17 protein-coding genes and 1 pseudogene are annotated in these 21,864 nt (G+C 75.0%); 5 read left to right on the top strand and 13 right to left on the bottom strand.

Translation table 11 applies throughout. The annotated features are described in order from the left end of the window. Positions 1–97: 97 nt before the first annotated feature. Positions 98–847 (top strand): dihydrofolate reductase family protein, encoded by a 750-nt coding sequence (locus Y09_RS11000; protein ID WP_053917754.1) that lies wholly within the window; start codon positions 98–100, stop codon positions 845–847. Positions 848–892: 45 nt separating this feature from the next. Here Y09_RS11000 and Y09_RS10995 read toward each other — a convergent pair whose 3' ends face one another. Further along, the gene (locus Y09_RS10995) at positions 893–2,248 is read right to left on the bottom strand and encodes a S9 family peptidase (RefSeq protein ID WP_053917753.1); all 1,356 of its coding nucleotides are present in this window, start codon (positions 2,246–2,248) and stop codon (positions 893–895) included. A 124-nt stretch (positions 2,249–2,372) separates the two neighbouring features. Here Y09_RS10995 and msrB point away from each other — a divergent pair, with 124 nt between their 5' ends. Genes msrB through Y09_RS10980 form a run of 3 tightly spaced genes read left to right on the top strand, consistent with a single transcriptional unit; the run spans position 2,373 to position 4,866 of the window. Next, positions 2,373–2,813, top strand: a complete 441-nt coding sequence (msrB, locus tag Y09_RS10990; RefSeq protein ID WP_053917752.1) for a peptide-methionine (R)-S-oxide reductase MsrB — start codon at positions 2,373–2,375, stop codon at positions 2,811–2,813. A 50-nt stretch (positions 2,814–2,863) separates the two neighbouring features. Continuing rightward, the gene (locus Y09_RS10985; protein ID WP_010552383.1) at positions 2,864–3,493 is read left to right on the top strand and encodes a DUF3000 domain-containing protein; all 630 of its coding nucleotides are present in this window, start codon (positions 2,864–2,866) and stop codon (positions 3,491–3,493) included. Continuing rightward, positions 3,490–4,866 carry an HRDC domain-containing protein gene (locus Y09_RS10980; RefSeq protein ID WP_082358780.1) on the top strand — a complete coding sequence of 459 codons (1,377 nt, stop codon included), beginning with the start codon at positions 3,490–3,492 and terminating at the stop codon, positions 4,864–4,866. The genes Y09_RS10985 and Y09_RS10980 overlap by 4 nt, the downstream gene beginning before the upstream one ends. A gap of 17 nt (positions 4,867–4,883) precedes the next feature. Here the strand turns inward: Y09_RS10980 and Y09_RS10975 are convergent, their stop codons facing one another. The 12 genes from Y09_RS10975 to Y09_RS10920 all read right to left on the bottom strand — a co-directional run bounded on the left by Y09_RS10975 (position 4,884) and on the right by Y09_RS10920 (position 19,088). After that, complete coding sequence (locus Y09_RS10975) at positions 4,884–5,552, bottom strand: NUDIX domain-containing protein (protein ID WP_053917751.1); 669 nt, start codon at positions 5,550–5,552, stop codon at positions 4,884–4,886. A 65-nt stretch (positions 5,553–5,617) separates the two neighbouring features. Further along, positions 5,618–7,423 (bottom strand): CTP synthase, encoded by a 1,806-nt coding sequence (locus Y09_RS10970; protein WP_053917750.1) that lies wholly within the window; start codon positions 7,421–7,423, stop codon positions 5,618–5,620. A gap of 11 nt (positions 7,424–7,434) precedes the next feature. After that, positions 7,435–8,490, bottom strand: coding sequence for a glycosyltransferase (locus tag Y09_RS10965; protein WP_053917749.1), 1,056 nt, complete (start codon positions 8,488–8,490; stop codon positions 7,435–7,437). After that, on the bottom strand, positions 8,490–10,325 hold the full coding sequence (gene murJ, locus Y09_RS10960) for a murein biosynthesis integral membrane protein MurJ (protein WP_053917748.1): 1,836 nt from the start codon (positions 10,323–10,325) through the stop codon (positions 8,490–8,492). The genes Y09_RS10965 and murJ overlap by 1 nt, the downstream gene beginning before the upstream one ends. After that, on the bottom strand, positions 10,322–11,200 hold the full coding sequence (locus tag Y09_RS10955; RefSeq protein WP_053917747.1) for a hypothetical protein: 879 nt from the start codon (positions 11,198–11,200) through the stop codon (positions 10,322–10,324). Before Y09_RS10955 ends, murJ begins: the two co-directional genes overlap by 4 nt. Beyond that, entirely contained in the window at positions 11,197–12,264 is a 1,068-nt protein-coding gene (locus Y09_RS10950; protein WP_053917746.1) for a copper transporter, read from the bottom strand. Before Y09_RS10950 ends, Y09_RS10955 begins: the two co-directional genes overlap by 4 nt. Before the next feature lie 15 nt (positions 12,265–12,279). Continuing rightward, the gene (gene steA / locus Y09_RS10945) at positions 12,280–13,452 is read right to left on the bottom strand and encodes a putative cytokinetic ring protein SteA (RefSeq protein WP_053917745.1); all 1,173 of its coding nucleotides are present in this window, start codon (positions 13,450–13,452) and stop codon (positions 12,280–12,282) included. Then, positions 13,449–15,167 (bottom strand): DNA repair protein RecN, encoded by a 1,719-nt coding sequence (recN, locus tag Y09_RS10940; protein ID WP_053917744.1) that lies wholly within the window; start codon positions 15,165–15,167, stop codon positions 13,449–13,451. The genes steA and recN overlap by 4 nt, the downstream gene beginning before the upstream one ends. Before the next feature lie 11 nt (positions 15,168–15,178). After that, the gene (locus tag Y09_RS10935) at positions 15,179–16,123 is read right to left on the bottom strand and encodes an NAD kinase (RefSeq protein ID WP_053917743.1); all 945 of its coding nucleotides are present in this window, start codon (positions 16,121–16,123) and stop codon (positions 15,179–15,181) included. A gap of 3 nt (positions 16,124–16,126) precedes the next feature. Further along, the gene (locus Y09_RS10930; protein WP_053917742.1) at positions 16,127–17,011 is read right to left on the bottom strand and encodes a TlyA family RNA methyltransferase; all 885 of its coding nucleotides are present in this window, start codon (positions 17,009–17,011) and stop codon (positions 16,127–16,129) included. Next, entirely contained in the window at positions 17,008–18,036 is a 1,029-nt protein-coding gene (locus tag Y09_RS10925) for an HAD-IIA family hydrolase (protein WP_010552395.1), read from the bottom strand. The genes Y09_RS10930 and Y09_RS10925 overlap by 4 nt, the downstream gene beginning before the upstream one ends. Continuing rightward, positions 18,033–19,088: a hypothetical protein gene (locus Y09_RS10920; protein WP_053917741.1), complete on the bottom strand. Its 1,056-nt coding sequence runs from the start codon at positions 19,086–19,088 to the stop codon at positions 18,033–18,035. Before Y09_RS10920 ends, Y09_RS10925 begins: the two co-directional genes overlap by 4 nt. 1,235 nt (positions 19,089–20,323) lie before the next feature. Here Y09_RS10920 and Y09_RS10910 point away from each other — a divergent pair. Then, positions 20,324–21,750: pseudogene (locus Y09_RS10910) on the top strand (rhodanese-like domain-containing protein). Positions 21,751–21,864: the final 114 nt, after the last annotated feature.

Genomic DNA, 21,864 nt, shown 5'->3' with positions numbered 1-21,864 from the left:
GGGCGGTTCCCCGGTGCGCGATGATCGAGGACACACCCTCCGGCCGTGCTCCGGAGCGGCATGTCCCGTCCCGCCCGTCCTGTGCGAAGGAGTCCCCGTGCACCTGCTGCTGCGCGACGGCGCCCCGCTGCCCTCCCCCGTGCCCGTACCGGCCGACGCCGAGGGCGCCCGCGCGCTCGCCGCGCTGTACGCCGCCCCGCAGCTCCCGCCGGGCGCGGTGCACGTGCGCGCGATGATGACCACCACGATCGACGGCGCGGTCGCGGGGGCCGACAGGACCTCCGGCTCGCTCCACGACCCCGACGACTCGTTCCTCTTCTCCGTGCTGCGGGCGCTCGCCGACGTGGTGGTGGTGGGGGCCTCGACCGTGCGGGCGGAGGACTACCGCAGCGTGCGCGGCCGCGAGGACCTGCTGCGGCCCTCCCTCCGGCCCGGCGGCGCCCCGCGACCTGCGCTCGCGATCTGGTCGCGCAGCGGGGAGCTGCCGGACTACCTCGACCCTGATCAGCCGACGTATCTGCTCACCCCGTCGGCCGGGGCGAAGGACGCCGCGCGCCGCTCGGGCCTGCCCGCCGCGCAGGTGCTCGCCGCCGACTCCCCGCAGGAGGCGGTCGAGGCGCTCGCCGCCCGGGGGATGCGGCTGATCCAGGCCGAGGGCGGACCGTCGGCCCTCGCCCGGCTGGCGGAGGCGGAGCTGCTGGACGAGCTGTGCTTCACCACCGCGCACCGCACCGTCGGCGGCCCCTCCCCGCGGGTGCTCGACGGCGCCGCGCACGAGACGCGCTGGACGCTGGAGTCGCTGCTGCTGGGCGAGGGTGCGACGCTGTCGCGCTATCGGCGGGCCTGAGCACCCCCGGTCGGGGCGCGACCGGGGCCCGCAGGGCTCGAGCGCTCAGAGACGCATCCCGATCGACCCCTCGAGCGCGGGCGCGGCCGGATCGCGCACCGGCACCTCGAGCGCGGCGGCCTGCTCCCCGAGACCGAGCGCATCGCCGAGGAAGTCGGCCAGCAGCCGCTCGTACCGGGCGGGATCGCGGTTCCACTCGCGGGTGTGGGAGGCGCCCTCGAAGGGCTCGAACTCGATGAGGTCCGGCCGGAGCGCGGCGAGATGACGGCTCGGGGCGGGGGGCACCGTCGCATCGTCGAGGGCGTGGAAGAGGAGGGTGCGGTGGCGCAGGTGACGGCCGTAGTAGGCGGGCGTCATCTCGTGCAGCGCCAGCGGCTCGTGCAGGCGCACCATCCGCGCCCCGATGCTCGAGGTCATCATCCACAGCGCGAGCCGTCGCATCGGGGCGGGGGCCTTCAGCGCGGTGGCGTGGTAGGCGAGGATGTCCTGCCAGTCCACGGCCGGGGAGTCGAGCACGAGGGCCGCGATGCGGTCGCGGTGTGCGGAGCGGACGGAGGTGCGCAGCACGATCCCGCCGCCCATCGACCAGCCCACCAGCACGAGGCGCCGGGCGCCCTGGGCCACCGCGTACTCGATCGCCGCCTCGGTGTCCTCCCACTCGGCCGAGCCCAGGTGGTGCATCCGGTCCGCGGAGGCGGGGGCGCCGACGTCGTTGCGGTAGGTGATGGTGAGACTGGTCAGCCCCAGCCGGTGCAGGAGCGGGATCACGCGGAGCGCCTCGCCGCGGGCGGAGCCGTGGCCGTGCACCAGGATCGCCCAGGTGTCCTCCTGCCCCGGCACGGACCCCTCGGCCTCGTCGGGCCGCACGAGCCACGCCGGCATCGGGCCGACGGGCGAGCTGATCTCCACCTCCTCCGTCTCCAGCCCGTGCGCCGTCTGCGGCGTGCCGGCCCAGAAGAAGCCGTTGGACTTCGCCCGGTCCACGAGGAGCGGCTCGTCGGTGTCGCGGGCGAGCAGCGGCCGGGAGACGGTGGTCTGCGTGGGGTGATCGTCGACCGGTCCGAGCCGCACGTGCACGGTCCCGCCGGACTGGCGCAGCGCCAGCAGCCCGTCGCGCCGCGTGGTCGCGGAGGCGTCGAGGTGCACCCGGTCGGAGTGGACGGCGCGGACGGTGACGTCGGGCCGTCCGCGCAGGCTCTCCCGCGGCACCAGCGGCAGTCGGGCCATGACCCGGGCGCCGACGGTGAGCAGCCCTGCGCTGAGCGCGAACGCCCCGGCGGCCCCGGTGATCCCGTAGCCCGCCACGTGGGACCATCGCGCCTGGTCAGGGCGTGCGGCCAGGAGCCGCTCGCGAAGGGGCACAGCCGTGGTCGGGCGGTTCCGGAAGAGGTCGCGCGTCATATCGCGCATCCTATCGACGCACTACCATTGACCCTGAGAACACCCGTCCGCACCGGCGGCGACGAGCCCGTCCCCGCCGGTCCGCGGCCCCAGGCGGCGCCAGGCGCCGCAGAGCGGAGGCATCATGTCCACCGAGCCCATCGGCACCCGTCCCTACCCGGTCGCGATCAGCGAGGAGGAGTGGCGCGAGCGTCTCTCCCCCGCCGAGTACCAGGTGCTCCGCCAGGGCGGCACCGAGCGCCCCGGCAGCGGCGAGTACGAGGAGGTGCGTCCCGCCGGCACCTACGCCTGCCGCGCCTGCGGCGTCGAGCTGTTCACCGCCGAGACCCAGTTCGACGCCCACTGCGGCTGGCCGGCGTTCTACGCCCCGGGCGACGCCGACGCGGTGGAGCTGCTCGAGGACACCTCGCTCGGCATGCGCCGCATCGAGGTGCGCTGCGCGAGCTGCGGCTCGCACCTCGGCCACGTCTTCGAGGGCGAGGGCTTCCCCACCCCGACCGACCAGCGCTACTGCATCAACTCGATCAGCCTGCTGCACAGCGACGACGGGGCCGACCGCGGCTGACCCCGGCGCGCCTGCCGGGCGGGCGGGCACGCCGGGGATAGCCTCCCTGCGTGTCCGTCCATCGAATCCGCACCGGCGACGACACCTTCCGCGCCGCCATCGACGCCATGACCAGCGCTCCCCATCGCCCGGAGTTCACATGGCGCACCATCCCGGCCCCGTCCCGGATGGCGCCCTCGACGTGGGCCTGCACCGGGGAGATCCTGGTCCATGACGACGAGCTCGCCTCCGGTCGTCTGGTGGTCCTGCACGACCCGGCCGGCCAGGAGTCCTGGGACGGCACCTCGAGGATGGTCGCGCTGGTCCAGGCGCAGCTCGAGCCCGAGTTCGCGATCGAGTCGATGCTCGGCGACGTCGCCTGGTCCTGGGTGACCGAGTCCCTCGAGCTGCACGACGCAGACGCCCGGGAGCTCGGCTGCACGGCGACCCGCGTCGTCTCCCAGTCCTACGGCGCGCTCGCCTCGCGGCCCTCCACGGTCGACGTCGAGATGCGGGTGTCGTGGACGCCGGAGCCCTCCGAGGACGGCGACCTCGCCCTCGCCCCGCACTTCGCGGCCTGGACCGCGATGCTCGCCGCCGCCGGAGGGCTGCCCCCGGCGCCCCCGCAGATCTCGGCGATCGCCCCCACCCACCATGCGCGAGCGCCCCGCACCGCGGAGGACGACGGGGAGCTGCGGTGAACGCCGCGAGCGACACCTCCCCCGCCGATCCCGCCGGCCCTGCCAGCGCCGCCGATCCCGCGGCGTCCCGCTCCCACCGCCGCACCCGCACGCGCGGCCCTCGCCGCCCCCGCCCCCTCGAGACCACGGACAGCGCAGCCAGCACCCAGATGCCCCACGACACCGCCACCACGCCCGCCGCAGGACCCGAGCTGCGCGACCTCACCGCGCCCCGCGACGGACTCGTCCCCGTGATCGATCGCATCCAGCCGCTGCTGGCCTGGTGCGAGGCCGCGGCCTCCGATCCCGCCGAGCCGGTCGCGGTGGACGCCGAGCGCGCCTCCAGCTACCGCTACAGCTCCCGCGCCTATCTGGTGCAGCTGCGCACCGAGGCGGCCGGCACCGCACTGATCGACCCGCTGGCGTTCACGATGCCGGGCACGCTGCGCACCCTGCTGGCCGAGCGCGAGTGGGTGCTGCATGCGGCCGGTCAGGACCTGCCGAGCCTGGCGGAGCTGGGCCTGCACCCGGGCGGCCTGTTCGACACCGAGCTCGCGGCGCGGCTGCTGGGCATGGAGCGGGTGGGGCTCGGCGCGGTGGTCGAGGACACCCTCGCCCTGCGCCTGGCCAAGGAGCACTCCGCCGCGGACTGGTCGAAGCGGCCGCTGCCGGAGAGCTGGCTGGTCTACGCCGCGCTCGACGTCGAGGTGCTGGTCCAGGTGCGGGACGTGCTGGCGCAGCGCCTCGAGGAGGCCGGCAAGGCGGACTGGGCCGCTCAGGAGTTCGCCCACGAGCGCACCCGCGAGCACGGTCCCACCCGCTCCTCGAGCTGGCGGGGGCTGCACGGCCTGGGCGCCCTGCGCACCGTGCGGCAGCTCGCGGCGGCGCGGGAGATGTGGACCCGCCGCGACGAGCTCGCGAGCGAGGCGGACCTCTCCCCGCACCGGGTGATCAAGGACCGCGACCTCGTCGCCGCCGCGAAGGAGGCGCCGCGCGGGAGGGAGGCCTTCGACCGGGCGCTGCCGTCGAAGATGCGGCACAAGGACCGCTGGTGGCAGGTCGCCCGCTCGGGCATCGACCTGCCCGCCTCGCATCTGCCGGAGCGCTCCGAGCGGTCCTATCCCCCGCCCCACAAGCTCTGGGCCAAGAAGCATCCCGAGGTGGCCGAGCGCTACCAGGTGGTGCGCGCCGCGGTGAACGAGCGCGCCGAGGATCTCGAGATGCCGCCGGAGAACCTCCTCCAGCCCGCGCTGCTGCGCCAGTGGGTGTGGGAGCACGAGGAGGCCGGGGCCGAGGCGGAGGTCGAGCGGGCGCTGCGCGACCTGGGTGCCCGTCCCTGGCAGGCGGAGCAGTCCGCGCCGGTGATCCACCGGGCGCTCGTCGAGTCCGTCTGAACCCGGGAAGCGCCCGCTCAGGCCCGTCCGGGCCGCTCCATGAACGGCGCGTCGGCGGGTCGCAGCGAGACCGCGGGGGATCCACCGCCGCGCAGCGACTTCAGGGCGAGCAGGGCGGCGACCGTGGTGCCGTTGGTGATCCGGCCCTCGAGCACCGCGGCGACGGCCTCGCCCAGCGGGACCCAGCGGCTGATCAGCTCGGCCTCCTCGTCGACGCGCTCGAACTCCTCCTCGCTCTCGCGCACGCCCTCGGCGAGGTAGACCCGGATCACCTCGTCGCTGCCGCCCGGGCTCGGGCGGAGGTCAACCAGGGTGGACATCCGCACCGGCTCGCATCCCGCCTCCTCGGCGAGCTCGCGGGCGGCGGCGACGTGGGGCGGCTCGCCGGCGAGGTCGAGCAGCCCGGCGGGGATCTCCCACAGCCGGTGGCCGACGGGATGGCGGTACTGGCGGATCAGCAGCACCCGGTCGGCCTCGTCCACGGCGAGGACCGCGACGGCGCCGGTGTGGCGGATGTACTCGCGGTCGAAGCGCACGCCCGGCGCGAAGTCGATGGTGTCGCGCACGAGGTCCCACACCATCCCCTCGTGCACCGTGCGGTGCGCGGCGACGGGGCGGAGGTCCGCGTCGTCGCGCAGCGGGTCCTCGCCGCCGTGCTGCGGGTGCTGGGTCGTGCCGTCGGTCATCGCCGCTCCGTCCTCGGTCGTCGCGGGCCGCCGGGAGGGGAGGTCCCGGCGCGCCCGCGCGGGTCTCAGTCCTGCTGGTCCTGGTCGTCCTCGCGCTCGGCGAGCTCGGGCACGGTCCCGTCGGGCTCCACCTCGAGCAGGCGGGTGGACTTCTGGAGGTCGAGCGCCGCCCCGATCAGACCCGCGAACAGCGGATGGGCGCGGGTGGGGCGGGACTTCAGCTCGGGATGGGCCTGGGTGCCGATGTAGAACGGGTGCACCTCTGCGGGCAGCTCCACGAACTCGACCAGGGAGTGGTCCTCGGTCAGCTCGGAGACGCCGGAGATGCACAGCCCCGCCTGCTCGAGCCGGTCGCGATAGGCGTTGTTGACCTCGTAGCGGTGACGGTGCCGCTCGGCGACCTCGGTGGTGCCGTACACCTCGGCGGCGAGGGAGCCCTCGGCGAGGGTGTGGTCGTACGAGCCGAGCCGCATGGTGCCGCCCAGGTCCCCGGCGCCGGAGACGATGTCCTCCTGCTCGGCCATGGTCGCGATGACGGGATGGGCGGTGTCAGGGTCGAACTCGGTGGAGTGCGCTCCCGTCAGGCCCAGCTCGGTGCGGGCGTACTCGATCACCATCGACTGCATGCCCAGGCAGAGGCCCAGCGCGGGCAGGCCGTGGGTGCGGGCGTGGCGCAGCGCGCCGACCTTCCCGTCCACGCCGCGCACGCCGAAGCCGCCGGGGACGACGATCGCGTCGACGTCCGCGAGCTGCTCGCGGGCCCCGTCCTCGCTCGCGCACAGGTCCGACTCGACCCAGCGGATCGTGACCTTCGCGCTGTGGTGGAAGCCGCCGGCGCGCAGCGCCTCGGTGACCGAGAGGTATGCGTCGGGCAGGTCGACGTACTTGCCGACCAGGGCGACGGTGACCTCGTAGGCGGGATGCTGGACGCGGCGCAGCAGCTCCTCCCACTGGCTCCAGTCCACGTCGTGGCTGAGCAGGTCCAGCCGCCGGATCGCATAGGCGTCCAGGCCCTCGCCGTGCAGCACGAGCGGGATCTCGTAGATGGAGGGGGCGTCGGCGCAGGTGACGACCGCGTCGATGTCCACATCGCACATCGAGGAGATCTTGGACTTCACGGAGGCGGGCAGCGCCCGGTCGGCGCGCAGCACGATCGCGTCGGGCTGGATGCCGATGCTGCGCAGCGCGGCGACGGAGTGCTGGGTGGGCTTGGTCTTCAGCTCCTGGGACGGGCCGATGAAGGGCACCAGGGAGACGTGCACGAAGAACACGTTCTCACGGCCGATGTCCTGGCGGACCTGGCGCGCGGCCTCGAGGAAGGGCTGGGACTCGATGTCGCCGACGGTGCCGCCGACCTCGGTGATGATCACGTCCACGTCGTCACCGGCCTGGGAGCGCATCGACTCCTTGATCTGGTTGGTGATGTGCGGGATGACCTGCACGGTGTCGCCGAGGTACTCGCCGCGGCGCTCCTTGGCGATCACGGTGGAGTAGACCTGGCCGGTGGTAACGTTCGCGTTGGCGGAGAGGTTCTCGTCGAGGAACCGCTCGTAGTGGCCGATGTCGAGGTCGGTCTCGGCGCCGTCTTCGGTGACGAACACCTCGCCGTGCTGGAAGGGGTTCATCGTGCCCGGGTCCACGTTGAGGTACGGGTCGAGCTTCTGCATCGTCACGCGCAGCCCGCGGCTGCGCAGGAGCATCCCGAGCGAGGAGGCCGTCAGTCCCTTGCCGAGGCTGGAGACGACACCGCCGGTGACGAAGATGTGCTTGGTGGTGCCCTCGTTGCGGAAGGGCTTGGCCGATGCGGCCGCCCCGATCCGGGGGATGGGGCCGGTGCCGGTCTGGGGTGCGCTCGCGCTCGTGTCTGCCACGGACGGCCAACCTACCATCGACGGGGTGCGGGGGCGAGGATCTCCTCGAGCTGGGCCAGGAGATCCTCGGCACGCGGGAGCTCGCGGGCCCGCCGCCGGGAGGCGGTCTCGGCGCGGCGCCGTGCGAGCGGGGCGCGGAGCGTGATGACCGCCGCGGCGAGCGCCTCCGCGTCGCCGACGGGGACCAGGTGCGCGGCCGTTCCGGTGACCCAGCGGGTGCCGCCGGCGTCGGTGGCGACGATCGCGCGGCCGGCCAGGAGCGCCTCCTGGAGGGCGACGGGCTGTCCTTCCCAGCGGGCGGCGGAGAGCACCAGATCGGCGCGGCGCAGCAGGTCGGGGACGTCCTGACGACGGCCGAGCAGGTCGACGGGGAGGTCCTCCGCGCTGATGCGGGCGGTGAGCTCACGCTCCAGCGGACCGTCGCCCGCGACGAGGATCCGCACCTCCTCGCCGCGCAGCAGAGCCGCCGCGTCGAGCAGGTCGTGCAGTCCCTTCTGCGGGGCGAGCCGGGCGATGACGAGGGCGACGAGGGCCACGGGCGTTCCCGGCCCGGTCGCCTCCCGGGCGCCGCTCCCGGCGCTCGCGGACCGCTCCTCCCCCACCTCCTCCGGGCGTCGTGGGGCGGGGATCACGGCGTGTCGCACGTAGCGCGCGCCGGCGCGGCGGGCGTCCTCGGCGAGGTCCGGGGAGACGGCGAGCACGGTGTCGGCCCGGCGGGCGAGGAGCCGCAGCAGCGCGGCGCCGATCGCTCGGGCGGGGACCCCGCCGACGGTGCGGTTGTGCAGGGTGACCACGAGCCGGTGCCCGCCCCGGCGGGGCACGGCCAGGGCGGCCAGGGCCCCTGCGCGCAGCCCGTGGGCATGGACGGCGACGGGCTCCCCGGCGCCGCGCACGATCCGGCGCAGCGCCGTCACGGTCGCGGCGTCGTGCCGGGGGCTGGGGCGCTCGCGGATCCGCACCGGCGCCTCGGCGACGCGTCGTCCTGCGCTCTCGAGCAGCGCGAGCTCCTGGTCGACGTGCGCGGCCAGTCCCCCGCTGGCGGTGGGGCGCACGAGCAGGACGCGCATCAGCCCGCCCTCCGCAGGCGTCGCACCACGCCGACGGCGAGCTCCCGGTCCACCGCGCCGAGCACCGCGGCGGAGAGCACGGCCGCGACCAGCCCGCACAGGATGCCGTAGAGCACGGTGAGCACCTCGCCGGTGTCGACCGTGATCAGCAGACGGCCCAGCAGCAGTCCCGGCACCGCCCCGACGAGCACGGCGACGGGGACCGCGAGGGCGGTGCGGCGCACCTGGCGCTCGTGGCCGCCGTGCTCGAGCATGTCCCAGATGCGGGAGAGACCGACCAGGCCGCCCACCGCCATGCCGGCCGCGATCGCGAGGGCGAAGGCGGTGGCCGCCTCCGCGGCGGAGCGGGCGGGGCTGGGCAGCACCAGGACGAGCAGGGCGACCAGGGCGATGCCCCAGCCGACCGCGCCGACCATCAGCGCGTCCCGGGCGCGCAGCGCCGCGGAGAGGATGCGGGTGCACTGGGTCGCCACGGCGAAGCCGACCAGCCCGAGCGCGAGGCCCGCGGTCGCGGAGCCCACCCCGGTCGCCTCGGCCCGATCGATGTGGCGGAAGAACTGGCCGAGCGCCGGGCCGGCTGCGATGAGCATCGCCGCCCCGACCACGGACACGCCGATGACGGTGCGCACCGAGACGGCGGCGACACGGGCGAAGCCGGTGACGTCCCCGACCAGGCGCAGCTCGGACAGGTGCGGGAAGACGGAGGTCACCAGCGGCACCACCAGCACCGCGTAGGGCAGCAGGTAGAGCGCCTGGGCGTACTGGAAGACAGGCAGGGTGCCGACGCCGCCCGCGCGCATGGCCAGCAGCATCACCAGGGCAAGCACGATCTGCTGGGCGCCGACCGCCCCGAGCCCCGCTCCGCCGAGGGCGAGGGCGCGCCGTGCGTGCGCGGCGGGCATGGTCAGCGCGGGGCGGACGCGCAGCCCCGCCCGGGCGGAGGCGATCGCGACGGGCAGCGCCATCACGACGACCCCGGCGGTGGTGCCCCAGCCGAGCCACTGCACGGCGGCGCCGTCGATGGTGGAGACCGTCGCGACCGACGGCACGAGCAGGGCGTAGACGCGATAGGACGCCATCACCACCAGCGAGGACAGCAGCGGCATCATCGCCGGCCACAGGAAGCGCCGCCGGGCCTGGAGGTAGGCGGCCAGCACCACGGAGATCCCGTAGAACGGCAGCTGGACCGCGAAGATCCGCAGCAGCGTCGCGCCGAGGCCGACGCCGGCCGCCCCGGTCTGGTCGGAGGCGAGCAGCAGCTGCGAGAGCGGCTCGGCGAGGGCGATCACGAGCGCGGCGAGGAGCAGGGTGCCGATCACCGTCCAGGTCAGCAGCGCCGAGACGATCCGGTCGGCGAGCGCCGCACCGGCGGGGACGGGGCGCGTCGGCGAGTCGGGCGAGGAGGCGCTCTGCGGCGACGGCGGTGAGGCCGGGGCCGGGGTCGTGGGCTCCGGCGTCGCCGTGGACGGCTCCGGGACCGCGGTCGTCCCGGCGGCGGGCGCAGGCACGGGCACGTCGGCCGTCCCCACCGTCTCCTCGGGGTCCCGCTCGGGCACGAGGCCCGCGATGAGCGGCACGACGGCCGCGGCGAGCGCCCCTCCCGCGACGATCTCGAAGAGCACGTTGGGGAGCATGTTGGCGGTGGTGTAGGCGGTGCCCACGTCGCCGGCGCCCACGCTCGCGCCGAACACGAGATAGCGCACGAAGCCCGCGATCCGTGCGAACACGGTGACGATCAGGATGATCCCCGCGCCGCGCAGCACGGAGCGGGCGATGCGGCCGCTGCGGGGCGAGGGCGCGGGCCGTGCCTCCAACGCGGTGTCGGTCCCGTTCATCGTGCCTCCTCCGCGTCGTCCGGGTCGCTGGACGTCCTCGGCGGCTCCGACGGCGCGGCGGGCCCGTCGGTCGTCCCCGGGCCGGCGGAGCCGTCCACGGCGTGGGAGGGCACGGGCAGCCGGCCTGCGCGGTCCAGCGCTCGCAGCGCCGAGGTGCGGTCGATGACCGCGCTGAAGCTCACCTTCTCGCTGGCCAGGGTCAGCGCGACGACCCCGCCGAGCAGCGCGAGCCGGGCAGGCGCAGGGAGGGTGCGGGTCGCGGCGGCGCCCACGGCGGCGCCGAGCACGTTCGCGCCCGCGTCGCCGAGCATGCCGTGCTCGCGCAGGTCCGCCGGCAGCGCGAGCGCCCCGGGCAGCAGGGCCGCGACGGCGAGCCGCGCACCGCTGCGGGCGCGCTCGTCCTGCCCTGCCGTGAGCGCGAGCAGGGCGGCGGGCGGCAGTACGGCCTTGAGCGCACGGCCGGGGCGGAGGTCGAGCAGGTTGGCGAGGTTCGCGCAGCCCGCCGTGAGCGCGGCGTCCACGGGGACCATCGCGCCGCCGCGCGGGGCCGGGCCGCCCGCCGCGGCGAGCAGCGCGAGGGCGGGGATGCCGAGCGCCTTCGCGGCACCCGTCGTCACCCGGCCGGAGCGGAGCGAGGCGAGATGCCCGCGCAGCCCCTTGGAGACCGGGCGGCCGGCGCGTCGCTGATGCGGCTCGAGCAGGTCGTCGAGCAGCCCGAGCCCGCCGATCCCGGCGAGCGCGAGGAGGTCCAAGGACCGGTCCGTGCGCCGTGCGAGGGCGCAGGTGCCCGCGACCACGAGCGCGCCCTCGGCGAGGCTCACCTCGCGTCCGGCGAAGTTGGTGCGGGCGAGCTCGGCGCGCAGCGCGGCGATCACTCCGCTCCCCCGCCGTCGGACGGCGCGGCCCCGCCCTCGGTGCCGTCACCCCCGGAGCCGTCGCCCTCGGTGCCGACCCCGGCGGTCTCGGGCAGGGCGGGGAGGCGCTCGGCGGCATCGGCCGTGGTGCCGTAGGCGCCGGAGCCGCCGCGGGTCTGCTCGACCAGCGCGAGCACGGACAGGACCGGGCCGTCGGGCTCCTGCAGCCGGTCCGTGGTCGACAGCGCGTCGTAGGTCGCCTCCCCGCGCACGGTGCGCAGGATGCCGGTGGAGGCGTCGTTCGCGGGCGTCACGGCGGAGACCACCGCGGGCAGGCCGGTCCCGGCGAGGGCGGTGAGCATGCTGGTGCGGGAGGCGAGCAGGCCCTGGGCGCGCTCGGCGGCGGCCTGGTCGTCGTCGGTGTCGACGGCGAGCTCCTCGGGGGCGGCGCTCGCGTGCACGACGCCGTCGACCGTGCCCGGCGCCCCGCCGTCCACGCTCACCATCCCGTGATCGATGAGCACCTGCCACAGCTGCCCGCGCAGCTCCTCGACCAGGCTGTCGCCCTCGCCGCCGGCCAGCAGCTCGGGGATCAGCGCGGAGAGGCGCTCGGAGTCGGTGAGCTCCTCTCCTCCGACGGCCGTGAGCGCCCCGGGCGCGATCTGCTCCACCGCGGCGACCGCGTCGGTCCGCGCCTGCTCCTGTCCCGGCTCCCACAGCGCGCTCTGCAGCTCGACGTGCACGGTCTGCTCGACGCCGGCCGCGTCCAGCAGCGAGGCGATCCGCTCGCTGGAGGCGCGGGTGGAGTCGTCGTCTGTGAGGACCGCGATCCGCTGCCCCTCGAGGGTGCCGTCCACGAGCTCCGGCCCGACCTCGGTGATGAACGAGGAGAGCTGGTCGTTCTCGCCGGCGAGCTGCTCGGCCTCGGTGCGCAGCTGCTCCTGCTCGGTGCGCAGCTGCTCGACCTGACCGGCGAGCTGGTCGCCCAGATTCTCGCGCAGCGGCCCGGCGCCGAGGACGATGCCGACGGCGAGCGCGAGGAACACGGAGATCAGCGAGACGAGGTGGTAACGGAAGTCGATCACGGGGTCGGGACCCTCCTACGACCCGGTGGCCCGGGGTGTGAACAGCGTGGTAAACCAGGACAGGAGCCCGTCGAGGCGGGCGAAGAGGATCTGCACGAGCGCCTGACCGCCCGGGGTGGCCCAGAGCGCCACGGCGAGCGCGGCCAGACCCGCCAGCGCCAGCAGCACGAGCTGGAAGGTGGAGATCCTCTGACGGTACAGGCGGGAGACGCCCTTCGCGTCGACGAGCTTGGAGCCGATGCGCAGACGTGTGAGGAAGGTCGAGCTCATGCCGGCACGGCCCTTGTCGAGGAACTCCTCGAGGGTGCCGTGGGTGCCGACGGCGACGATGACCGAGGCGCCCTTCTCGTCGGCCAGCAGCATGGCGATGTCCTCGCTGGTGCCCGAGGCGGGGAAGGAGACCGCGCCCTCGGCCAGCCCCAGCTCCGCCAGCCGCTCCATCCCGGGGGCGCGGCCGTCGCGATAGGCGTGGACGACGAGCTCGGAGCCGGAGCGCAGGGCCCGGTCGGAGACGGAGTCCATGTCGCCGATGATCATGTCGGGGCGGAATCCGGCCTCGAGCACCGCGTCCGCGCCGCCGTCGACCCCGATGATCACGGGGCGGTTCTCGCGCAGGAAGGGCTTGAGGGTCGCCAGGTCCTCCTTGTAGTGGTAGCCGCGCACCACGATCAGCACCGGCCGGCCGTCCATGCGCGTGGCGACCTCGGGCGCGCCGATCCCGTCCAGCAGCAGGTCCCGCTCGCGGAGCATGTACTCCATCGTGTTCTCGGCGAACAGCTCGAGCTGCTCGGAGAGCCCTTCGCGGGACGCCACCTGGGAGGCGGTGACGCTCGCATCGTCCTGCCGGGCGCCCTCGGCGATCGGCTCCCCCTCGAGCAGCACCCGCCCGTCCTCGACCGTGATCCGCTCCCCGTCGCGGATCCCCTCGAAGACCTCGTCCCCGAGGGAGTCGACGAGCACGATCCCGGCGTCGACGAGGATGCGCGGGCCCGCGTTGGGGTAGCGGCCGGAGGTGGAGGCGGCGACGTTGAGGACCGCGGCCGGCTCCCGCTCGACGAGCGCCTCGGCGGCGACCCGGTCGATGTCCTCGTGGTCGATGATCGCGATCTCGCCGGGGCGGAGGCGCTTGGTGAGGTCCTTGGTGCGCTTGCCGAGCCGGGCCACGCCCTCGGTGCGGGCCGCGCTCATCGCTGCACCCGTCCGGCCTCGTCCAGCAGCTCCTCGGCGTGGGCGAGGGCGACGTCGGAGGCGTCGTCCCCGGCGAGCATCCGGGCGAGCTCGCGGATCCTCCCCGGCCGGTCCAGGGTCTCCACGGTCGAGCTGGTCGCACCGTCCTGCGAGGTCTTCACGATCTGCAGGTGGGTGGAGGCGTGCGCGGCGACCTGCGGGAGGTGGGTGACGACGATGACCTGGGCGTGGCGGGCCAGGCGTGCGAGGCGCTGGCCGACGGCGAGGGCGGCGCGCCCGCCGATGCCTGCGTCGATCTCGTCGAAGACGAACACGGGGGCGGCGGTGCGGTCGCTGCGGGAGGAGGCCAGCGCCACCTCGAGGGCGAGCATGACGCGGGAGAGCTCGCCGCCGGAGGCGGCCTGAGCGACCGGCAGGTGGTCGGCGCCGGGATGGGGGGCGAGCAGGATCGCGACCTCGTCCCGGCCGTGGGAGCGGTGGGCACGCCCCGTGACGTCGACACGGATCTCCGCATCGGGCATCTCGAGGTGGCGCAGCTCCTCCTGGACCGCGCCGGAGAGGGCGCCGGCGGCCTCGGTGCGTGCCGCGGTGAGCTCCGCGGCGGCCGCGTCGAGCTCCGTCTCGAGCTGCTCGAGGCGAGCCGCGACGGTGCCGCGCTCCTCCTCCGCGCCCTCGAAGCGGTCGAGCTCCTGCGCCGCGGTGCGGGAGGTCTCGAGCAGGGTGGTGACGTCCTCGGCGGGGCCGTCCTGGCCCGGCAGCAGGGCGCCGAGGTCGCGCACCAGGACGGTCAGCTCGTGGAGGCGCTCGTTGGCCTCCTCGATGCGTCCGGGCGAGGCGTCGATCCCGTCGGCGTAGCTCGAGAGCTCCCCGGCGATGTCGGAGAGCTCGATCCGCAGCGCGTCGAGCCGTTCCGTGAGCGGGACGAGGGTGCCGTCGGTGCGGGCGGCGCGGGCGAGGGCCTCCCCCGCGATGTCGAGCAGGGATCCGGCGGCGGGGCCGTCGTCGTCGCCGACCAGGGCGAGCGCGGCCTGCCCGGCGGCGCCGCGGAGCTCCTCGGCGTTGCCGAGCCGTTCGATCTCGGCGCGCAGCGCGTCGTCCTCCCCCGCCTGGGGGTCGGCCTGCTCGAGCCGCTCCAGCGCCTCGGTGAGGACGGTGCCGCGGCGCTCCCGCTCGGCGAGCAGGGCGTCGAGCTCGGCGAGGCGCTCGGTGAGGGCGGTGCGCTCGCGCCAGACCGTGCGGTGCCGCTCGAGCAGCGGCTCGATCTCGGCGGCGCCGAAGCGGTCCAGGGCTTCGCGCTGGGCGTCGTGGTCGCGCAGACGCTGCTGGTCGGACTGGCCGTGCACGGTGACCGCGGTGCCCACCAGCCGGGCGAGGGTCCCGATCGGGACGGGGACCCCGCCGATCTGGGCGCGGGAGCGGCCGTCGCGGGTCAGACGGCGCACCACGAGCACCTCGCCGTCCTCCTCCTCGGCGCCGAGCTCGTCCATCGCGTCCGCGAGCTCCCCGTGCCCGGCGAGCGCGAGGGTGCCGTCGACGGTGCTGGAGCCGCGGGTGCGGCCTCGGTCCAGGCGACCGCCCAGCAGCATGGTCAGGCCGGTGACGATCATGGTCTTGCCGGCTCCGGTCTCGCCGGTCAGGGCGGTGAATCCCGGCCCGAACTCGAGCAGGGCATCGTCGATCACGCCGATGTGGCGGATGCGCAGGGTGGACAGCACGGCGGCGCCCTTCAGCGGGTGCGCGGGCCGCGGCCCCGCCAGCCCACGACGGGCAGCTGGAACTTCTCGACCAGTCGATCGGCGAACGGGGTCGGGGCGAGGCGGACCAGGCGCACCGAGTGCTCGGAGAGCCGCGCCTCGATCCGCATCCCGGCCACGATGTCCTCCCCGCGTCGCCCGTCGAGGGTGAGGATCGCGTCCTCGCGGTTGTCCATGGTCATCTCGACGGCGATCTCGGAGGAGCGCCCCAGCACCAGCGGCCGGGCGAAGAGGGCGTGGGCGGCGAGCGGGATGAGCATCATCGCGTCGACCTCGGGCCAGATGACGGGACCGCCGGCGCTGAACGCGTAGGCGGTCGAGCCGGTCGGGGTGGACAGCAGCACCCCGTCGGCGCCGAAGCTCGAGACTGGCCGGCCGTCGATCTCGATCGCGACGTTGATCATCTTCTGCCGGTCGGCCTTCTCCAGGGACGCCTCGTTCAGCGCCCAGTGGTGCCCGATCTGCTCGTCGTGCTCGTCGAGGACGGCGATGTCCAGGGTGGAGCGCTTCTCGATCTCGTAGTCGCCGTCCAGGAGCCGGGCGACGGTGATGGAGAGGTCCTCGACCTCGCTCTCGGCGAGGAAGCCGACATGGCCGAGGTTCACGCCGTGGACGGGGATGTCGGCCTCGCGCACGGCCTCGAGGGCGCGCAGGATGGTGCCGTCGCCGCCGAGGACGATGCCGAGCTCGACGGCGTCCGCGGCCGAGACGGCGTCGAGCACGTCCACGCCGCCGTTGGTGAGGAAGGTCAGCAGGCGCGGCGGCGCCTCGTCCTCGGGCAGGGAGAGGATCTCGTCGACCTGCTCGTCGACGACCACCGCGCGCACGCCCCGGCGGCGCAGCTCCTCGAGGACCGTGAGCATGGCGCGCAGCGCCGCCCGACGTCCGGTGTGCACGTACAGGAGGAACCGTCGCATGGGTCAGTCCTCCTCGGGGGCGTTCTGGTCGCGGCGGCGCCGCGGGAGTGCCCCGCCCACGGCAGACCCGATCATGTCATAGGCCTGCGCATCCGGCGCGCAGGAGGAGTCCGGCGCGGTGGCCCCTGCAGCATGCGGCCGGACCGAGCGGGCGGGCCGCAGGTGCACGAAGTACTCGCGGTTGCCGTCCTGGCCGGGCAGGGCGCTGGGGCCGATGGCCGCGAGCTCGATCCCCTGCTCGGCGGCGGTCTCGACCACGCCCTCCACGGCGCGGATCCGGGCGGAGGGATCGGTGACCACGCCGGTGCGGGGCAGCGCCTGCTTCCCGACCTCGAACTGGGGCTTGACCATGAGCAGCAGCCCCCCGTGCGGGGCGGTCACGCCCGCGAGGGCGGGCAGGACGGTGCGCAGGGAGATGAAGGAGAGATCCGCGACGACGAGGTCGACGCGGGCGCCGAGCATGTCCGGGGTGAGGTCGCGCACGCTCGTGCCGTCGCGCACCTCGACGCGGACGTCCTCGCGCACATGGTCGGCGAGCTGGTCGTGGCCGATGTCGACGGCGATCACGCGATCGGCGCCGCGCCGCAGCAGCACGTCGGTGAACCCGCCGGTCGAGGCGCCCGCGTCGAGGCAGAGCAAGCCGCGGGGGTCGAGCTCGAGCAGGTCGAGGGCGCCGGCGAGCTTGTGCGCGGCGCGGGAGGCGTACTCGATGCCGTCGGGCACGTCGACGACGGTCAGGCGCGCCCCGTCGGGGACGGGGGCGGAGGGCTTGTCGGCCCGGCGCCCGTCGATCCGCGCGCGTCCCTCCTCGACGATGCGCCGGGCGTGGGTGCGGGACCGTGCGAGGCCGGCGGCGAGCAGCGCGACGTCGAGCCGGTCCCCGCTCACCGGGCGGCGGCCGCGGCGGGCAGAGCGGTGGCCCCGTCGCGGCTCAGCAGGCGTCCCTGCCAGGCGTGCTCGGGATGGGTCGCGCGCAGCAGCGCGAGCACGGCCCGCAGCACGCGAGGGTCGTCGGCCTCGCCGTGGACGACGGCGATGTCCTCGCCCTCGCGGCGCACCGAGACGGCGCCGCAGCGGGCACCGTCCCCGTCGACGACGGGCAGCGGGAAGGGTGCGGCGATCCCGACGAGGTCCGGGGTGATGAACGTGGGGCGCCGCACCGGCTCGGCGTGCAGGGCGGTCTCGACCGTGTCGACGCCGGTGAGGACGAGCAGGGAGTCCATCCCGGCACGGACGGCGCCCTCGATGTCGGTGTCCAGCCGGTCGCCGACCACGAGCGGGCGGCGGGCGCCGATCCGGGTCGCGGCGACGGTGAACATGCCCGGCTCGGGCTTGCCGGCGACCTCCGGCTCGGCGCCGGTGGCGTGGCGCAGCGAGGCGACGAGGGAGCCGTTGCCGGGGGCGAGGCCCCGCTCGGTGGGCAGGGTCGCATCGACGTTGGTGGCCATCCAGCGGGCCCCGCGGCGGATCGCGTAGGCCCCCTCGGCCAGGCGCGCCCAGCCGAGGTCCGGGGACCAGCCCTGGACCACGGCGACGACGTCCTCGGCATCCGTCTCGACGGGCTCGAGCCCGTCGGCGCGGAGCTGGTCGGCGAGGCTGGGTCCGCCGACGACGAGCACCTTCGCGCCGGGGGCGAGGTCCTCGGCGAGCAGGCGCGAGGCGACCTGCGGGGAGGTCACGAACTCCTCGGGGCTCGCCTCGAGGCCGATGACCGCGAGGTGGTCGGCGGCCTGCTGCGGAGTGCGGGAGGCGTTGTTGGTCGCGAAGACGACGGAGCGGCCGGCGGCGCGGGCGGTCTCGACCGCCTCGACGGCGTGCGGGATCGGCCGGGCGCCGTGCATGAGCGTGCCGTCGAGGTCGAACAGCAGCGCGTCGTGGAGGTCCAGGAGCGAGGGGTCGGGCCGGCGGATCACGCGGACTCCTCCCGGGTCTCGGACTCCGGGGCGCCGGGGTCGTCGGACGCGTCGGCGCTCTCCGCCGTCACGGTCGCGTCGCCGGCCTCCGCGCCGTCGCCCTCGGTGTCTTCCGCGCCGTCGCCCTCGGTGTCTTCCGCGGCGCCGCTCTCGTCGACCTCCGCGTCGTCACCCTCGGCGACCTCCGCGTCGTCGTCCTCGGTGTCGTCCGCTGCCTCCGCCGCGTCGTCCGTTCCGTCGACGTCGTCGGTCTCGACAGCGTCGGCGTCCGCGCCGGCATCCACCGGGGCGTCGCCGTCCTCTGCGTCGTCGGCGCCGTCCTGCTCGTCCTGCGCGTAGGGGTCGAAGGCGTCGAGCACGCTGATCTGCTCGTCGCCCTCCAGGACGGGCGCCTCGGCGGGCGCGGGAGCCGGGCGGCCGAGACGCTCGGCGGCATCGGTGAGGCCCTCGGTGTCCGCGTCGGCGGCGAGCGTCATCCAGCGCCGCGCCTCGTCCTCGCGGTCCGCGCGCTCGAGCAGGTCGGCGTAGGCGACCCAGAGCCGCACCTGCCAGCGACCGTCGATCTTGTGCCGCAGGGCCGGGATCTCGAGCGTGCTCAGGGCGGTCTGGACGTCGCCGGTGTCGGCGTAGGCGCCGGCGACGACCATCATCAGCTCGATCGCGGACTCGACCCCGAGGGCGGCGGCCTCCTCCGAGGCGGCGATGTCCAGGGCGCGCTCGGGGCGGCCGAGGCCGCGCTCGCAGTCGGCGATCATCGGCAGGACATCGGTGCGCCCGGTGATGCGCATCGCGGTGCGCAGCTCACGGGAGGCGGTGCGGTAGTCGCCGGCGTGATAGGCGAAGATCCCGTAGACCTCGCGCACGATGCCGACGCGTCCGCCCAGACGGGCGGCGAAGCGCGCGTGGGCGAGGGCGGTCTCGGGGTCGGTGTCCTCGAGGAGGTGGGCGGAGACCAGATGGCGGCCGACGCGCTCCGCGGTCTCCTTGCTCAGGCCCCGCAGCTCCTCGTGGGTCTCCTTGTCGAGCTCGCGGCCGGTGATGCCCTCGGGCACGCGCGGCTCGATCGGCCGATCGGCACGCTGCTCCTCGCCCGGACGACCGCTGCGACGGTCCTCACGGCGGCCCGCGTCCCGGCCCCGGTCGCGCGAGCCGCCCCGGCGGTCGTCGAAACGGTCCTGGCCGCCGCGGCGGTCCGGAGCGCCTCGACGGTCTCGGTCGTCGCGGCGCGGCCGATCATCACGGCGCGGCCGATCATCACGGCGCGGCCGGTCATCACGGCGGGGCCGGTCGTCACGGCGCTGACCGGTGCCTCCGCGACGCTCCTCGCCGCTCCCCCGTCGGTCGCGGTCCTCGCGCCAGGGCCGATCGTCGCGGCGCGGCCCTGCGTAGCGGTCCCCGCGCTCCCCGCCCTGGGGGCGGTTCTCGCGCCATGGGCGGTCGTCGCGGCGAGCACGATCGTCGCGTCCGCGGGTGTCGTCGCGGCGCTCGCCCTCACGGCGCGGGCGGTCCTGCCACCGTCCCCGGTCCTCGCGGTAGGGGCGGTTCTCGCGGCGGTCCGCGCCGTCGGTGCGGGGGCGATCGTTCCGACGCGGGCGGTCGTCCTGACGGGGGCGGTAGGGGCGGTCGCCGTCCCGGCGGGGTCCGCCCTCGGGGCGTGCTCCTCCGTCGCGGGAGGGGCCTGCGTCGCGGCGGCCTCGAGGACCCCCGGCGCGGCCGCCGGCGGACGCGCCGGATCGAGGCGTCGAGCCTCGCTCGTCCCGCCGCCGACCGTCACGACCCCAGTCGTCCCGGCCGCGGTCGCTCCCGTTGTTGCTGTGCTCAGCCACCTGGACCGCCCGCCTCTTCGTCTCGCCCTGTGCGCCCTATGCGTTTGTCTCCCGGCGACTCTAAGCCAGAGCACGCCCTTGACCCTCGGGTAACGGCATCATCCGTGACTGCTTTCACGGGGCTCCCAGACACCGGGAACCGACGGTGCTCGGGACCGCGAACCCGGCGCCGCCGCAGCGGCGTGCCGCACTCGTCCCGTCCCGCCCGCACCCGGCGCGCTGCCCGGAGCCCTCACGTCGCGCACCGCTCGCCCCCTCCGCACCCGGCTCCCCGGACCACCGCTCGGCGCCGCGACGCACGCCCCTCCCTCTCCGCGATCCCCGCCGGTCCCCTGCGCGATCCCCGCCGGCCCCCGCCGTGTGTCCCTCAGGAACGGGGCGTACCCTCGAGAGCGGGTGAGTCCTCCTCCATATGGACGGTCCCGCCCTGTCACCGTGCCTCGCAGCCACCAGGAAGACCCGTGCTTCTCGAACGCCTCTACGACGAGGACCTCTCCCAGGCGAGCTATCTCGTCGCCTGCCAGGACAGCGGGGAGGCGCTCGTGGTCGATCCGCGGCGCGACATCGCTGACTATCTCGACCTCGCCCGGCATCACGGTCTGCGGATCGTCGCCGTGACCGAGACCCATGTCCATGCGGACTTCCTCTCGGGGACGCGCGAGCTCGCCGCGGCGACGGGCGCGACCGACTATGTCTCGGGAGAGGGCGGCGAGGACTGGCAGTACGACTTCCCGGCCGAGCGCCTCCACGACGGCGACACGATCGAGCTCGGCGCGGTCACGATCACCGCCCGCCCCACGCCGGGGCACACACCGGAGCATCTCTCGTTCCTCATCACCGACACCGCTGTCGCGCCGAGCCCCGGGTATCTCCTCAGCGGGGACTTCGTCTTCGCGGGCGATCTGGGGCGCCCGGATCTGCTGGACGAGGCGGCCGGTATGCAGGACACGCGCTTCGAGGGGGCACGGCAGCTCTTCGCCTCGCTGCGGGACGTGCTCCTCTCCCTCCCCGACCATGTCCAGGTGCTCCCGGGCCACGGCGCCGGGTCGGCCTGTGGGAAGGCCCTCGGGGCCGTGCCCTCCACGACGGTCGGCTACGAGCGGAGCTGCGCCTGGTGGGCTCCGCACCTCGCGGCCGACGACGAGCAGGGCTTCATCGACGAGCTCCTGGACGGACAGCCCGATGCCCACGCCTGCTTCGGACGGATGAAGCGTCAGAACGTCCTCGGGCCGGCTCTGCTGGGAGAGCGGACTCTCCCCCGCCGCGTCGATGCCTCGGAGATCTCCTCAGGGATGGCCTCCGGCACGATCGCCCTCGTGGACACGAGGCCCGTCGCCGCGGTGCACGAGGGCATGGTGCCCGGTGCGCTCATCACCCCCGCCCCGGGCAAGGCCGCCTCCCATATCGGCTGGGCATTCGACCCGGAGTCCGACGACGCCGAGATCATCGTCCTCGCCCCGGACGCGGAGACCGCAGCGAGGATCCAGGACCATTTCGTGAGAGTCGGCATCGACGCGCTCGGCGGCTACGTGACCTCGCTCGAGGGTCTCGAGCAGAGCGTCCCTCAGCGCGTCTCGCCCGCGGATCTCGACCAGCTGCGCTCGAGCCGCCCGGAGGCCGTGCTGCTCGACGTGCGGAACAAGTCCGAGCACTCCGCCGGACCATCCCGGGTGCTCAGCAGCTCTCGGCCGGGAGGGCGCTGTTCCATCGTGAGCAGCTCCCCGCGCCCGCCGAGGGCGCCGTCATCGCCTTCTGCCAGTCGGGGCTGCGCGCCGCCGTGGCCGCGAACGCTCTGCGACGGGCCGGCCATGAGGTGATCGAGGTCGACGGCAGCTACGCCGGCTGGTCCCGCTGGCAGCAGGAGAACGACGCGCCGGCACGCGGCTGAGCGAAGAGCCCCGATGCCCGCAGAAGGGCCCGTGACCGAGGAATCCCCTCGCTCCCGGGCCCTCTCCCTGCCCGCGGGCATGAGAAAAGGGAGTGGAGGAGGCGAACACCCCGC

Source organism: Brachybacterium sp. SW0106-09 (genome assembly GCF_001293905.1).
Lineage (GTDB): Bacteria > Actinomycetota > Actinomycetes > Actinomycetales > Dermabacteraceae > Brachybacterium > Brachybacterium conglomeratum.
The sequence above is the reverse complement of the archived record's forward strand: the minus strand, read 5'-3'. Positions and strand labels throughout refer to the sequence as shown.

What these genes read in the sequence shown, in the direction of transcription:
- Y09_RS10975 (WP_053917751.1), bottom strand. Translation starts at nt 5,552, where the DNA reads ATGACCGACGGCACGACCCAGCACCCGCAGCACGGCGGCGAGGACCCG.
- Y09_RS10995 (WP_053917753.1), bottom strand. Translation starts at nt 2,248, where the DNA reads ATGACGCGCGACCTCTTCCGGAACCGCCCGACCACGGCTGTGCCCCTT.
- murJ (WP_053917748.1), bottom strand. Translation starts at nt 10,325, where the DNA reads ATGAACGGGACCGACACCGCGTTGGAGGCACGGCCCGCGCCCTCGCCC.
- Y09_RS10965 (WP_053917749.1), bottom strand. Translation starts at nt 8,490, where the DNA reads ATGCGCGTCCTGCTCGTGCGCCCCACCGCCAGCGGGGGACTGGCCGCG.
- Y09_RS10935 (WP_053917743.1), bottom strand. Translation starts at nt 16,123, where the DNA reads ATGCGACGGTTCCTCCTGTACGTGCACACCGGACGTCGGGCGGCGCTG.
- steA (WP_053917745.1), bottom strand. Translation starts at nt 13,452, where the DNA reads ATGAGCGCGGCCCGCACCGAGGGCGTGGCCCGGCTCGGCAAGCGCACC.
- msrB (WP_053917752.1), top strand. Translation starts at nt 2,373, where the DNA reads ATGTCCACCGAGCCCATCGGCACCCGTCCCTACCCGGTCGCGATCAGC.